Annotated in this window: 15 protein-coding genes and 1 tRNA gene; 10 read left to right on the top strand and 6 right to left on the bottom strand. The window is 51.5% G+C overall.

Annotated features, from left to right (window positions below; translation table 11 throughout):
• Window positions 1–350: 350 nt before the first annotated feature.
• The 3 genes from QQL62_RS05045 to QQL62_RS05035 all read left to right on the top strand — a co-directional run bounded on the left by QQL62_RS05045 (window position 351) and on the right by QQL62_RS05035 (window position 2289).
• Window positions 351–971: a hypothetical protein gene (locus tag QQL62_RS05045; RefSeq protein WP_284376623.1), complete on the top strand. Its 621-nt coding sequence runs from the start codon at window positions 351–353 to the stop codon at window positions 969–971.
• Window positions 972–1031: 60 nt separating this feature from the next.
• Entirely contained in the window at window positions 1032–1484 is a 453-nt protein-coding gene (locus QQL62_RS05040) for a methyltransferase family protein (RefSeq protein ID WP_284376621.1), read from the top strand.
• A gap of 82 nt (window positions 1485–1566) precedes the next feature.
• Window positions 1567–2289 carry a DUF1223 domain-containing protein gene (locus QQL62_RS05035; RefSeq protein WP_284376619.1) on the top strand — a complete coding sequence of 241 codons (723 nt, stop codon included), beginning with the start codon at window positions 1567–1569 and terminating at the stop codon, window positions 2287–2289.
• 13 nt (window positions 2290–2302) lie between these two features.
• Here QQL62_RS05035 and QQL62_RS05030 read toward each other — a convergent pair whose 3' ends face one another.
• From QQL62_RS05030 to infC, 3 genes are all read right to left on the bottom strand, one after another.
• Window positions 2303–3205, bottom strand: coding sequence for a DMT family transporter (locus tag QQL62_RS05030; protein ID WP_284376617.1), 903 nt, complete (start codon window positions 3203–3205; stop codon window positions 2303–2305).
• A 73-nt stretch (window positions 3206–3278) separates the two neighbouring features.
• Window positions 3279–4940 carry a saccharopine dehydrogenase family protein gene (locus tag QQL62_RS05025; protein ID WP_284376614.1) on the bottom strand — a complete coding sequence of 554 codons (1662 nt, stop codon included), beginning with the start codon at window positions 4938–4940 and terminating at the stop codon, window positions 3279–3281.
• Between the two features lie 65 nt (window positions 4941–5005).
• Window positions 5006–5560: a translation initiation factor IF-3 gene (gene infC, locus QQL62_RS05020; RefSeq protein WP_284377191.1), complete on the bottom strand. Its 555-nt coding sequence runs from the start codon at window positions 5558–5560 to the stop codon at window positions 5006–5008.
• Between the two features lie 212 nt (window positions 5561–5772).
• Between infC and QQL62_RS05015 the strand changes: the two genes are divergently transcribed.
• A complete protein-coding gene (locus tag QQL62_RS05015; RefSeq protein WP_284376612.1) occupies window positions 5773–6360 on the top strand; it encodes a hypothetical protein in 588 nt (195 codons plus the stop codon).
• Between the two features lie 162 nt (window positions 6361–6522).
• Complete coding sequence (gene argE / locus QQL62_RS05010) at window positions 6523–7677, top strand: acetylornithine deacetylase (protein WP_284376610.1); 1155 nt, start codon at window positions 6523–6525, stop codon at window positions 7675–7677.
• On the opposite strand, the gene QQL62_RS05005 is transcribed toward argE, so the two are convergent.
• Complete coding sequence (locus QQL62_RS05005) at window positions 7678–7887, bottom strand: DUF6356 family protein (RefSeq protein ID WP_284376608.1); 210 nt, start codon at window positions 7885–7887, stop codon at window positions 7678–7680.
• A gap of 93 nt (window positions 7888–7980) precedes the next feature.
• Here QQL62_RS05005 and QQL62_RS05000 point away from each other — a divergent pair, with 93 nt between their 5' ends.
• Window positions 7981–8442: an Lrp/AsnC family transcriptional regulator gene (locus QQL62_RS05000; protein ID WP_284376606.1), complete on the top strand. Its 462-nt coding sequence runs from the start codon at window positions 7981–7983 to the stop codon at window positions 8440–8442.
• Between the two features lie 84 nt (window positions 8443–8526).
• Entirely contained in the window at window positions 8527–9402 is an 876-nt protein-coding gene (gene mmsB / locus QQL62_RS04995; protein ID WP_284376604.1) for a 3-hydroxyisobutyrate dehydrogenase, read from the top strand.
• Here the strand turns inward: mmsB and QQL62_RS04990 are convergent.
• The gene (locus tag QQL62_RS04990; protein ID WP_284376602.1) at window positions 9399–10433 is read right to left on the bottom strand and encodes a 5-oxoprolinase subunit C family protein; all 1035 of its coding nucleotides are present in this window, start codon (window positions 10431–10433) and stop codon (window positions 9399–9401) included. The two genes, mmsB and QQL62_RS04990, sit on opposite strands and share 4 nt — an antisense overlap.
• Window positions 10430–11203: a 5-oxoprolinase subunit PxpB gene (gene pxpB, locus QQL62_RS04985; protein ID WP_284376600.1), complete on the bottom strand. Its 774-nt coding sequence runs from the start codon at window positions 11201–11203 to the stop codon at window positions 10430–10432. The genes QQL62_RS04990 and pxpB overlap by 4 nt, the downstream gene beginning before the upstream one ends.
• An 85-nt stretch (window positions 11204–11288) precedes the next feature.
• Between pxpB and QQL62_RS04980 the strand changes: the two genes are divergently transcribed.
• The 3 genes from QQL62_RS04980 (at window position 11289) to QQL62_RS04970 (ending at window position 13535) form a co-directional block, all read left to right on the top strand.
• The gene (locus QQL62_RS04980) at window positions 11289–12062 is read left to right on the top strand and encodes a 5-oxoprolinase subunit PxpA (protein WP_284376598.1); all 774 of its coding nucleotides are present in this window, start codon (window positions 11289–11291) and stop codon (window positions 12060–12062) included.
• On the top strand, window positions 12059–13306 hold the full coding sequence (locus QQL62_RS04975) for an aminotransferase class V-fold PLP-dependent enzyme (RefSeq protein WP_284376596.1): 1248 nt from the start codon (window positions 12059–12061) through the stop codon (window positions 13304–13306). The genes QQL62_RS04980 and QQL62_RS04975 overlap by 4 nt, the downstream gene beginning before the upstream one ends.
• Window positions 13307–13460: 154 nt before the next feature.
• Window positions 13461–13535: transfer RNA gene (locus tag QQL62_RS04970), tRNA-Phe, on the top strand.
• Window positions 13536–13549: the final 14 nt, after the last annotated feature.

The following is a 13549-nucleotide window of genomic DNA, read 5'->3' as shown; positions in this document are numbered from 1 at the left end:
ATTCCACTGGGGAAACATCGATATCGAGCTGTGCTCTCGGATCGATACAGAAGTCGAAGTTGAACACCTCGAGCAGGGCAGTGTGCTGCACTATGTTTTGCGTGATTTGGCTAAATTCAGCTAAATCTGGGGTGGAAATGTTGAAATTATGACTGCATCTAGGTTGCTAAAATCGGCTTTTTAGTGAGTAAAATCACCACACTAACACTTTGGCGCCTTGAAATATGTCTTAAATGTGTCTAAATTGAGGCGCAAGCCTGCCAAAATTGATTCTTAAATTATTTTGAACATCCAATTCTTTTTGGTGCGGCCCAAATATGTGAATTTATTTTATTACAAGGAGAATAATTATGCGCGGTGGCCGTTTCGGTTATGGTTCTAGAGGTGGAAGAGGGCGGAAACGCTGGCGTGAGGAAGAAGAGCAGGATCGCAGCTCTTATCAATCCTATGGGCGCAGATACAGGCGCGAACGCGAAGAAGAAAACGAAGAAGAAGAGGATGACGAGCCAAGCTATCGCAGCGGCGGTGGATCGCGCTGGGGCTACAGCAAGTATAGCTATGGGCGGTGCCGCCCACCAGAAGAGCCAGAAGAGGACGATCCAGAATCAGACAGCCCAAACAACGCCGAGCCAGGTTTCCGCAGTGTTGGCGGATCGCGCTGGGGGTACAGCAAATATAGCTATGGGCGGTGCCGTTCGCCAGAAGAGGACGACCCAGAATCAGATAGCCCAGATAATGCCGAGCCAAATTTTCGCAGTGCCGGCGGCTCGCGCTGGGGGTACAGCAAGTATAGCTATTGGCGGTGTCGCCCACCAGAAGAGCCAGAAGAGGAGGGGCCAGAATCCGATAGCCCAGATAATGCAGAACCTCTAAACTTTACTGCTTTGTTATTGGCACCAGACGCTGCGGCGGAAGAGGATGACGAAGTCGAGCATAATGAGGACGAAGAAGATGAATTGGATTACATCTAATCTTTGTGCGTTCATTTATTACCCCTTGAAAAGCACCAGTTATTGGTGCTTTTTGAAACGATGACCCTAAAACATTTCAACATCCCACCGTTTTGGACCATTTTCGCCAGCTTTTGCGCGGTGGTGCTGCATTTGCTCTATCCTGTTGTATTGCTTGATATGCCACTGTTGGCCTATGGGCTGATTACTCTTTCGCTGGTTCTTCTGATATGGCCCGGTATCTGGTTTCGCAGGTACAAAACCACAATTGTACCGCGCCAAAAACCGAGCACCCTGATGGTGGGCGGCCCGTTCACTATTTCGCGCAACCCTATGTATCTGGGCATGGTGTTACTGGTTCTCGGCACGGGTGTTTTATTGGGATCTGTTCAGGCGCTTTTGCCAGCGGTTTGGCTGTTTTTTTTCTTGGGTAAAAATTATATCACCCCAGAAGAACGTAAGCTGCGCGAGGCATTTGATCGTGAAGCCGAGGATTATTTTGCCCGTACCGGGCGGTGGGTTTGGTTTTTGTAACGCTGTGCTCGCGTTTTCTTTATTCGCTTTTTATCGTATAGATTTCTAGGGTAGGTCAACGATAGACGAAGTGGGACACAGCATGAATTTTTTTAAAACACTAGCATCAGCGGCTGTTTTGGCAACCGCAACCGCGGCCCAGGCCGACGACACCATGATTGTGGTAGAACTCTTTACATCTCAGGGGTGTTCTTCTTGCCCACCAGCAGATGAAATACTGCGTAAATTGTCCAAACATGATGATGTGATCGCCTTAAGCATGCATGTGGATTACTGGGATTATCTTGGCTGGAAAGACCAATTTGCTATCGCAAAATTTGGTGAGCGTCAGGCACGCTACAATGCGCAGATCATCAAACGTTCTCGTCGTGTAACACCGCAGATGATTTTCAATGGTGTTGCTGAGGTAGCGGGCGGATCTGGCCGTAGTGTTTCGCGGATTAATCAGGCGGTGAAAGCCCTGAGAAACCAGCACGAGGCGGCAGATGTCAGCTGGACGCAAAAGGGAAACACCATCAAGGTCTCGCTGGCCAGTAATGCCGGTGAATTGGGGCGCGCTGTTCTGAATTTGGTGGAATATTCGCCGATGGAAACAGTTAAGATCAAGCGCGGCGAGAATGCGGGTCGCACGATTTCCTATGTGAATACGGTCAAAAGCTTTACGCGGGTTGGCAACTGGGATGGTAAATCAAACTCTACTGTCAGTTTTGATCTGCCTAAAACCGGCGATTATGCCCTAATTGTCCAAGGATATAACGCAGGCCCCGTTTTTGCCGCACGCAAATTGGCCGGCTCTGGCTCATAACAGAATATGTTGGTTAAAATTGCGGTGCGGGGACGATGATTTTCTTCTTTTGTTTGGTCTCAATGCGCCAAATAATGATCCCTGCACCTACAATAATTGCGGATCCGATTAAAACGTAAATATCGGGAACTTCGTTGTAAAACAGCACGCCCCACAGCGCGTTGAACGCAAGGCTGATATAGGCGAATGGTGCCAAAAATGATGCCTCGCCTATGAATAGTGCACGGATCAAGAAAAAGTGCCCTATCATTCCAAATGCCCCAACCGCCGCTAAGTGTAACCATTGGAACAGATCGGGTGTTTGCCACACGCTGGGTACCATTAGTGTCGCTAGAATTGTGCCGATCAGCCCCGTGTACAAAAAGCTGGTCCATGGATTTTCCTCTTGGCCTAAGAAGCGTGTTGATACGGTATAACAGGCAAAGCAAAAGGCCGCGAAAAACGGTAAGAGGCTATAGATGTTAAAGGCGCTGCTACCTGGGCGAATGATAATCAGCGCCCCCAAAAGCCCAACTATCACTGCAATCCAGCGCCGCAAATCGACGCGCTCCTTCAAAACCACAAAAGCTAGCGTGGTGATGATCAGAGGGGCCACCTCAAAGATGGCTGTGGCATCCGCCAGAGGCATATAGGCAATAGCGAAAAAGAACCCCATAGTGCCGCCAAATAGAAACAGCGATCGGATCAGCTGCAGTTTTGGGTATTTTGTACGCATCAATTGGGTGAGGTTGGGTAACAAAATAAGGCAAGAGAATAGGAACTGAAAGAAGTAGCGCGCCCAAATGATCTCAAGGGTGTGAAAATTGGTAGAAAGTCCTTTGGCTATTCCATCCATGAATGAGAAGAATAGGACGCCAATAATCATCAGAATTGAGGCCCGAGCCGTCGTGCTTAGGCCATTAAAGGAATTTATCATGAGCACAATCTAGGGGTGTTTTGAGGCCAATGAAAGCAAAATCTCATGGACAATACAGGAATTTATTGGCGTATTATTCAGGGCCAAGCCATCCCTTATAATGCACCAATCGTCCGATAAACGGCAGGCGAATTTCCACATCAAAATGAAACTTTTTGTTGTGTTGATACTCCACTGCCTTGCCGTTGGGCATGCAAAAGCGGGGCATTGGAATGCCCAGAATATTCCAATGGCGTGCGATCAGGTGTAGTTTCTGATCTTTGATAACCAGCGCAAGGGCTACGGTGATGGGCCCAAAGCGTTCTTCAATCAGGTGTTTGGATTTCCCGCACCCTTTGGATTGAACCGAGTGGAACTTATGGCCATTGAAATCACGAGACCAGCGCTCAGAACCATCTACATTGCGCTGAAATCGAACGGTGGCGGGCATTTCTCCGCTTTGGGTCGGGAAACGAAACAGCCGTGCAATCATTCTGTTCAGGCGCTTGTGGGGCGATGTGATTTCAACTTGGCCTTTGAATTCCATTCGGTCGTCGAGATCATGCAGTGTTTGTATGCTTTCTGGCAAGGTATCGTAGCTGTCTTCCAATATTTGACGATACAGAGGCGCATGTGAATTGGTGGTTTCGCGAAACCCAGTGGATATTGCACGTTTGGAAAATAGGGCATCGTAATCTGCCAATTCCACTGCGTTCACGGCTTCTCTTGCCCCCGCGGCGGGGGGCGATCCTGCCAAAGTTTTTCGAACAACGATCTCAATGGCCATCGCGGGGATATAAGGGCCGTCGTCGCCCTCGCCAACTAAATGCCAGCTAATGCGATGGGGCCTCCCCTGATGGATCCCCGTGGCGGATACAAACATTCCGCCACGATGCTCGCCAAAACGCATCAGATTTAGCACGCGGTAAAAAAGTCCGGCAAAGCGGGTAAGGGGGGGCAGGCGCAGGGCCGCGCGTAATTTAGCCAGCAAGTTTAGCGCAATATGTAGAGATTCCGGCACAGGGCCTGCGCCAATCCAGATGGTGCGCAACTGGGGATGTTCTGGGGGGATAACTCGTAAATCAGGTACATCGACCAGCGAAAACCGAATACGACGCAAGGGCAAAATGCCGGGTGGGGAAATTGTGTGATACTGGCTTTCTGCCAGCCCTTTCGCCTTTATTTCTTTGCCATTGCGCAGCAGGGTTACCTCCCCGCCTGCATAGCTGATCACCGCGCGCATAACATTTAGCCCGATACCAGCATATGGAGAGGGCGCAATACCCCCTGTTAGCGTGGTTATCTCCATCTTTTGGGCAATCTCGCGCATAACTGCTGCCGTAAGTACCGGAAAAGAGCTAACACCAGACAAGCAAAATACACCAGCCTGCTGGGCCGCTTGGTCAAATTGGGAAACACCAAAGACGAAATCAGCGCCATCGGCGAAATCTATATAGTTGGTTTGGGTTTCTATACAGGCCTTTAGGGCGGCATAAGGGTTCTCGCCATAATCTTGGAATGGGCCCGTGGCGTCGATCAGGATATCAGGCCTGTGGGCCAGCAGAGCCGGTTGAATGTCATCCCGATCCAAGGCTAAGGGCGTGAAATGTGTCACACCGCGTAGCGCGCGGCATTGGGCCTTGGCCTTGGCAAGGTTGCGCCCAGCGACAATAATTTCCAGCGTAGGTATATTGCACAACAGCTCTGCCAAGCGCCCGCCAAATACACCGTAACCACCAAGAATGAGGATTTTCATAACACGTGCTTTTACAAGACTAGGCAGAAAAAAAACCGCCCCCATCGGGGCGGTTTAAAAAAAAATCAGGTTTTTGCGATCGGGCCGATCATCATGGTCATTTGCCGTCCCTCAGTTTTGGGGTGGGCCTCGATTTTACCAGCCTCGGCCTCGACCACCGCTTCTTCGACGCGTTTTAATAATTGCAGCCCAAGGTTTTGGTGGGCCATTTCACGGCCGCGGAACCGCATGGTGATTTTGACCTTGTCGCCATTTTCCAAGAACTTGTAGACATTGCGCATTTTCACATCGAAATCATGCGTATCGGTATTGGGGCGGAATTTCACCTCTTTTACCTCAATGATCTTTTGCTTTTTGCGGGCTTCGGCTTCTCGTTTTTGCTGTTCGTACTTGAACTTGCCGAGATCCATAATTTTGCAAACGGGGGGTTTGGCATTTGGGGAAATTTCCACCAAGTCCAGCCCTGCCTCGCGGGCCATGGCATTCGCGCGGTCTGGCGATACAACGCCAACGTTCTGGCCGTCTGCGCCAATAAGTCTGATTTCGGGTGCCACGACGCGGTCGTTTGCGCGGGGTCCCGTGTCGCGCTGTGGTGGCGCGTGATGTGGTCTGCGAGCTATGGTTCTTGATCCTTTTGTAGTTAGATGTATGCCAAGCCTAAAAGTATTGGCACATTATGCAAGTTGTACCGAGTGCGGGGGCTGGGGGCAATGGCCAAGTTATGCGGATTCCCTCCTAAATTAAAACTTTATCTAATTGGGCTTGTAAATCTGTGCGCAAGGGCACATCTGCAAGCGGAACGACACTTATGCCGTAACATTTGGAGCAAACAATGAACAAAGCAATCCCAATCGCCGCACTATTGGCCGCAATCGCGCTGGGCGCATATTTCTTTATCGGAACTGGCGATCAAAGCGATATGGATCATAGCGAGACTATGGAAACCATGAAAAAAGATGCAGATGAGATGACAAAGGATGCATCATCAGACGCAGTCGAAGAGGTCGTGGAAGAGGCTAAAGAGGCCATGGAAGCCGGCGCGGAATCGATGAAAGAGGCCGTCGAAACAGCAGTAGAAACCGTTGAAGAGCAAGCCAAGGATGCGCTTAAGGCGGCGGGAGATAACGCAACAGAAACCGCCAAAGAGGCCATGGAAAGCGTGACGGAAAAAGCAGGCGATTTGGTCCCAGATGCGGTTGACGATATGGTGAAAGAAGCGGTTAAAGACCAAATGGAGACCGCGACTGAAGAGGCCGTTGAGAGTGCTGTAGAGAATGTTGTAGACAGCGCTAAAGACGCCGCGATGGATGCCGCGACCGATGCGGTAACAGACGTGGCAACCGAAACGGCCACAGAGGCCGCCACTGATGCTGCAAAAGAGGCCCTGATCGAGGGCGCAAAGGATGCCGCTGCCAACTAATCTAGCGGTATTCAGCGAATTTTTAGCCGCCCCTTTTGTGGGCGGCTTTTTTATTGGCGGGTCGTTTCTCTAATGGTTTTATTGCTGAGCCGATGAAAACACTCTATCACCATCCCAAGGATATAATGGGGTGGTTTTTTCGCCCGCAATTAGGGGTGCCGCATGGATAGGTTTCAAAAGACCATAGATATTCTGGATCGTTTGATCGGGTTCCCGACCGTGTCTTCGGACAGTAATATGGCCTGTATCGACTGGATTTCCAACTATCTTAGAAACCTAGGGGCAGATGTAAAAATCAGTTCGGCTGTAGCAGGCAAGGCCAATATTTTTGCCACCCTTGGTCCTCAGGTGGATGGCGGAATTATCCTATCGGGGCATACGGATGTGGTGCCTGTTGCGGGGCAGAATTGGTCAAGCGATCCGTTTCAGATGCGTGTTGATGGCGATCGCTATTACGGGCGCGGGGCCTGCGATATGAAGGGGTTTATTGCCGCCTGTTTGGCAATGGCGCCGGTTTTTGCCGCCCAGAATTTGAAACGCCCCGTGCATTTTGCCTTTACCTATGACGAAGAGGTCGGCTGTCTGGGCGCGCGGGTGCTGATAAACGAGCTGATCGCCTCGGGGTTAAAGCCTAGCATCTGTATTGTGGGCGAGCCTACGTCGATGCGCATCATCGAGGGCCACAAGGGCATGTGCGAATACACCACCGAATTTCATGGGGTAGAGGGGCATTCCAGCCAGCCCGATCTAGGGGTCAATGCCTTGGAATATGCCACGCGCTTTATCGCAAAATTAATGGAGGTACGCGCCAAATTGCCCGATTTAGCGCCCGATGGGTGCCGTTTTGATCCGCCATATTCGACCTCTTCTATCTGTGCATGCCATTCGGGGGTTGCGCACAATGTGATCCCCAATCATGCATCGGTAGAATGGGAAATGCGCGTAGTGCAAAAATCGGATCGCATATATCTGCGCGGTGAAATGGCCCGTTTTGTAGATGAGGTTCTGCGCCCCGAAATGCGGGAAAAATCTGCCAAAGCCGATATTGTGGAAACAGTTTGCACTGAGACCGAGGGACTGGAGCCCGATCCCAACAGCGAGGCGATTGCACTGGTCAAAGAGCTGACGGGGGGCAATTCTACAGATGTTGTGGCCTTTGGAACCGAGGCGGGGCTGTTTGCGAATGCAGAAATCAGCAGCGTGCTCTGCGGCCCCGGCAGCATCGAACAGGCGCACAAGCCGGATGAATTTGTCAGCGCAGAGCAGTTGCAGCTGTGTCTGGATATGCTGACGCGTCTTGGGGGACGGCTGATTTGATCACCTCTTGTGAATGCGATGATGCAGGGTGTTGATGATATTGCTGGCCGTTTTTTCAAATAGAAACGGCAAAAGCGCATGCAACAGCGCCGCCATTCCCGCCAATATCAACCACCCAGAAAACCGCAATGCAAATCCAAGGTGCTGAAGATATGTTTCATCCACCGAAGCAGGGTGCGCGGTAAACAGGTCTGTAACTTTATGTGCCATTTGGGTCTCCTTTGGGTCAGGTTAGCGCAAATACCGCGTTAGGTGATCCCAAAGATATATTGTGTAGTGAAAATAATTGGGATAATATCCCGTATGAGCGTAAAACTAGATGATATTGACCTTGGAATTCTGCGGTTATTGCAAAAAGATGCAAATCTTAGCATCGATACAATATCCGAGCGAGTTGCCCTTTCGCGCAATGCCTGTTGGCGTAGGATTAAACAGTACGAAGAGGTTGGGCTCATCCAGCAACGTGTAGCTCTGCTGGATGCGGATCAGCTGAACCTTAGTCTTGTGGTTATGGTAATGATCCGGGCGGCATCGCATGGCAAAGAGTGGATGGATCAGTTTCACCGTGTTATCTGTCATATGCCAGAAGTGGTCGGCGCCTATCGGATGACGGGGGATCTAGACTATATTTTGCGGGTACGGGTTTCGGATATTGCCGCCTATGATAGGTTTTATAAAACCCTAACAGAGAGAATTGAAATTGGTGACGTTTCAGCCAGTTTTGTTATGGAAGAGTTGAAGGAGGGCACAGAACTGCCCATATAATTTTCAACAGCGTTCACCACTCTTGTATTGCCAGCGCACAGACCACTTGTCACACTGAGTGCAAATGGGATGTGGAGAATTATAATGATTGTTGGATTTATTGGACTGGGGAACATGGGTGCACCGATGGCTGCAAATTTGGCCAGTGCGGGGCACGAAGTTCGCGGCTATGATGTGGCAGGGGCCAGCGCGCAGGGCGTGGCGGCACACTCTAGTGCGCCAGAGGTGGTGCGCGGCGCGGACGTGGTGATCACGATGTTGCCCAACGGTGCGATATTGCGTGCTGTTGCCGCAGAAATTTTTCCGGAGATGCAAAACGGTTCTGTGCATTTGGATTGCTCGACCGTTGACGTAGAGGCCGCGGTGGATGTGGCGAAATCGGCCCGCGCACACGGAATTTCGGCCCTTGATGCACCGGTTTCTGGTGGTATTGGCGGCGCTGCGAATGGCACGTTGACCTTTATGGCCGGGGGGGATCAGGGCGCATTTGATACCGCGTTGCCATTGTTCGAAATCATGGGCCAGAAAACGGTTCATTGTGGTGCCAGCGGTGCAGGACAGGCGGCAAAAATTTGTAACAACATGATCTTGGGGGCCACTATGGTGGCTACTTGCGAGGCCTTTGCGCTGGCGGATAAACTGGGGCTTGAGCGTCAGAAAATGTTTGATGTGGTTTCAACCTCTTCGGGCTATTCTTGGTCGATGAATGCCTATTGCCCAGCACCGGGTGTAGGGCCAGAAAGCCCTGCCGATAATGGATACGAGCCGGGGTTCGCCGCAGAGTTGATGTTGAAGGATCTGCGTTTATCGCAACAAGCGGCAGAAGGTGTGGATGCTCCAACCCCAATGGGTGCATTGGCTCGTGATATTTATACGCAATTTGTCGACAACGAAGATGGATTAGGCCAAGATTTTTCTGCGATGCTACCAAGGTTTTCAAAAATGACGCGGGGGGACTAATCCTCCCAAGGCATTGTGTCCCCTGAGGAAATCGCACCACTAATCAGATTGTACGACAGCAGGCGGCTTTCCTTTCTATCTGGTGCGGATACCAATAGCTTGGGTGTGTTTTCTAGCGCTGTATTAACCCTGCGCAATTTTTCCAGAGCCTGTGCATGGGAAACCGGTTGAAATCGTAACTTTTGACCCCCGCGCAGTTGTGCAAACCGCCCAAGATCAGCCGTGATAATCGTGGCGATTTTTGGATACCCCCCTGTGGGCTGGCGATCTGCTAACAACACAATGGGCAGGCCAGAACCTGGGATTTGGATCGCACCATTTGGGTTGCCATCGGAAATTATGTCATGCCCTGCGCGGTGGCTTAGCGGGTGGCCAGTAAGATAAACCCCCATGCGATCCATCTTGGCGGTCACGCTATAGACTTGGGTGTAAAACCGATCCAAAGAGGCGGGCGTAAACATCTCTGATTGCGGGTTCTGAATAACATGGATGGTTTCGATGCCAGCTGTTGATCGCGATGCAGAGGGGATCAACACCGGCGCTAATTTTGGGGCTGAACCTACAGATAATTGATCGCCTGCTCGCAGGGTACGCCCCTGATGACCACCAAGCCCTGCGCGGCTGTGGGTGGCACTGCTGCCCAATACATGCTCAATATCAATCCCACCGCGCAGGGCCAAATATCCATAGTTACCGATCTGCGCGGCACCGATGGACAGGACATCGCCAATGCCAAGCATATAGACGCGATTAAGGTCTATGGCGGTGGAATTAAGGGATGCTGCAAATTTAGCCCCTGTTAACGCGAATTGAACCGGTGAAGAATTGCGGCCTAGGCGGAAATCGCCGCCCATACCTGCCAGCTCGATCATCGGGGCGTTGTCGGGATTATCCAGCAGGATTTGTGCGGTTCTAAAGGCCACTAGATCCATCGGCCCTGATTGCGTGATACCAAGGCGCTGATGGCCAAATCGGCCCAGATCCTGAATGCTGTTGGCAGGGCCTGTTTTTAGGACATTGATCTCTCTCATATGGGGCCTAGATTGGCGGGGGCGGGGGCTGCGAAGGCCGCGGTGATATCTAGTCCGTTCTGAATATCCAGTACCAAATTGTTATAGCGATCAGGCGAGATTTCGGCGAATCTCAGCTGATCGCCGGCCCGAAATAGGCAGGCAGGATCGCGAGCGGGTTCAAATGCTGGAATGGGCGTTGCCCCCAAAATATACCAGCCCGTTGGAGCAGCATTGGTGAAAACACAGGCTTGTTGTCCTGCAATCCCAATGGCCCCCGGTTTTACCGCAGGCCGAGGTGTCTGGCGGCGCGGTATATGCAGGCGCGGCGACAGCCCCCCTAGATAGGCATAGCCCGGGGAAAACCCGATCATGTAAACGCGGTACTCGGCGTTGGTATGGGCGGCAATAATTTCTGGTACGGTGATGTTTAACAGGGTTGAAACCTCAGTAATATCCTCGCCGTGATCGGCGCCATAGCACACAGGGATTGTCCAATGGCGCGCACGGGGAAGTGGAGTATTAGGGGACTGTAATAGGGCCTGATGTATTTTCTGCGTTAGTGTCTCTAGGGGTAATATCAACGGGTCAAACAGGATCATTAGTGATCGATAGCTTGGAACTATTTCTGATAGGCCATGGATGCTCATGTGGTTCAACGTTAGTTCCAGCCCCAGAACCGCTTGATTTATACCTGGATCAACTGCATCGCCCAGCTCGACCACAAAGGCGCTATCTCCCATAGGGTAAAGACGGGGGAATTCGGGGGATTGCTGAGGTTGGTGAGTCATCTTCTTATGCTTGGTTTCAGTAAAGACAATAGACAGGGTATTGGGGGATTGCTAGCCTCGGTTATGGCTAACAAAGGCGAAGAGTATGAGTGTTGTGGATTTAAATGCCGATTTAGGCGAGAGTTTTGGGGCATATAAGATCGGCTGTGATGAGGCGCTATTACAGATCGTCAGCTCTGCAAATATCGCCTGCGGTTTTCATGGGGGGGATCCTGATGTGATGGATCAAACCATAAAGGCGGCATTGAAAAATTCGGTGCGCATGGGGGCACATCCTGGATTTAAGGATCTGGCTGGGTTTGGGCGACGGGTTATTCGCGGGGATAGCCCAGAACAAATTGGCCGCATGATCTTGTATCAAATTGGCGCATTTCAGGCTTTGTCGGCAGCAAATGGTGCCAAAATGGCCTATGTAAAGCTGCATGGCGCGCTGAGTAATATCGCTATGGTCGAGCCAGAGATCGCCACAGGGTTTGTCGAGGCCTTTGCACGGCTGGAAACCGGCTTGCCGATTATGGTGATGCCCAATTCCGCCCTTAGCCGCGCCTGCGCGACTGCGGATATTCCCGTGATCAACGAAGTATTCGCGGATCGCGCCTATATGCCAGATGGCACCTTGGTACCGCGTAGCGCTGACAACGCGGTGATCCATGATGAAGAACAGGCGATCAACGGGGTGCACCGGATGCTAGATCACCAATGTATCACCGCATTTGATGGCACCCAAATTAACACACCTATCGACAGTATCTGCATTCATGGCGATCACCCTCAGGCGCTATCCCTGGCCCAAAACCTACGGGCCTCGCTAGAGAAAAACGGCGTGACGATATCGGCTGGGCTGGCGGCAAAAATATGACACCAGAGCTGCTAGCAGAGGTACGCGCCCGCTTCACGCATATAGACAGTTGCCCATTCGAAGGTGCGCGGGTGTTCTTTGAGAACGCCGGCGGTGCGCTGACGCTAAAGAGCGTGGTCGAGACCAGCGCCTTTTATGCAGGCCTGCCGGATAACCAAGGCCGCGCGAATGACGCATCGTCAAAGTTATCAGAGGTGATTACCAAGGCGAAACAGGACGCATGCTTGCTTTTCAATGCCAGCGGGGGGCAGGTCTTTGTCGGGGAAAGCGGCACAGAGCTGTTGTTTCGGATCCTCAGCGTGGCGATTTTGGCGGCAGCGCCACAGGGTAATGTTCTGGGCAGCAGTTTCGAGCACCCCGCATCGCGTAGCGCGGCTCAGCGCTGGGCCGCAATTGCTGGCAAGGACTACGTGAGTGTGCCTCATGATAATGAAACAGGGCTGGTCACAGATATAGATTACCGCGCGTATGTTACCACGGATACACGGGTGGCCACGATTTTACAGTGCTCGCCAGTTACAGGCATGGTGGTGGATGTTGCCGCAATTGTACGCGAAATTCGTAAGATTTCTCCCGACTGTTTCATTGTGGTGGATGGCATTCAGCATGCCGCACACGGAGGCATTGACGTAGATGCCTATGGTATCGATGCCTATGTGATTTCGCCCTACAAGGTTTTCTCGCGCCATGGTTATGGCATTGCGTGGGTATCGGATCGCATCGCACGTTTGCCACATAATTCGTTGGTCGGTGGCCCCGCGGACAATTGGGAAATGGGCACAAGAGATACCGGCGCCTATGCAACATTTTCCAACGTCGTCGATTATTTTGATTGGTTGGGCAGTACTGTAGTGCCGTTTGGGGACCGCCGCGCCAGAATCGATGCGGCATCCGACGTGATTCATGCTCAAGAGAGCGCGCTGACGCAGGCTATGCTGTTTGGGGTGGGGAATCATAAGGGCCTGTCGGATTATGAACAGGTACAGATTATCGGCGGCGCGGATAACCCAGAACGTAAAGGGTTGGTGTCCTTTAGCATCAAGTCCCTGCCAAGCGCAGATGTGGTCGAACGCCTACGTCTGCGTGGTATTCGTACGCATGAGCGCAAAGCAGATCATTATTCCGGGAATATCCTTAATCCACTGGGGTTATTGGACTGTGTTCGAGTGTCTTTGTGCCATTACAACAGCCTCGAGGAAGTCGCAAAATTTCTGTGCGTCATGCAAGAAATTATAACCGATTAACCCCCGATCGGGAGCGCTGATTATATTGGAATATGGTGGAGTTTATCGCAAATGCAGAATTAATGGGAAATCCTGCATATTCCCTCTTGCCAGCATCTGTTGCCTATCCTAAAACGCCCCAACCCAAGACAGTGATCTACATTGTCGAACCCGTGCCCGGGTAGCTCAGGGGTAGAGCAGTGGATTGAAAATCCTCGTGTCGGTGGTTCAAATCCGCCCCCGGGCACCACTTTGCACTAAAGC

It is taken from the genome of Amylibacter marinus, assembly GCF_030160015.1.
In the GTDB taxonomy this organism is placed as follows: Bacteria; Pseudomonadota; Alphaproteobacteria; order Rhodobacterales; family Rhodobacteraceae; genus Amylibacter; species Amylibacter marinus.
The sequence above is the reverse complement of the archived record's forward strand: the minus strand, read 5'-3'. Positions and strand labels throughout refer to the sequence as shown.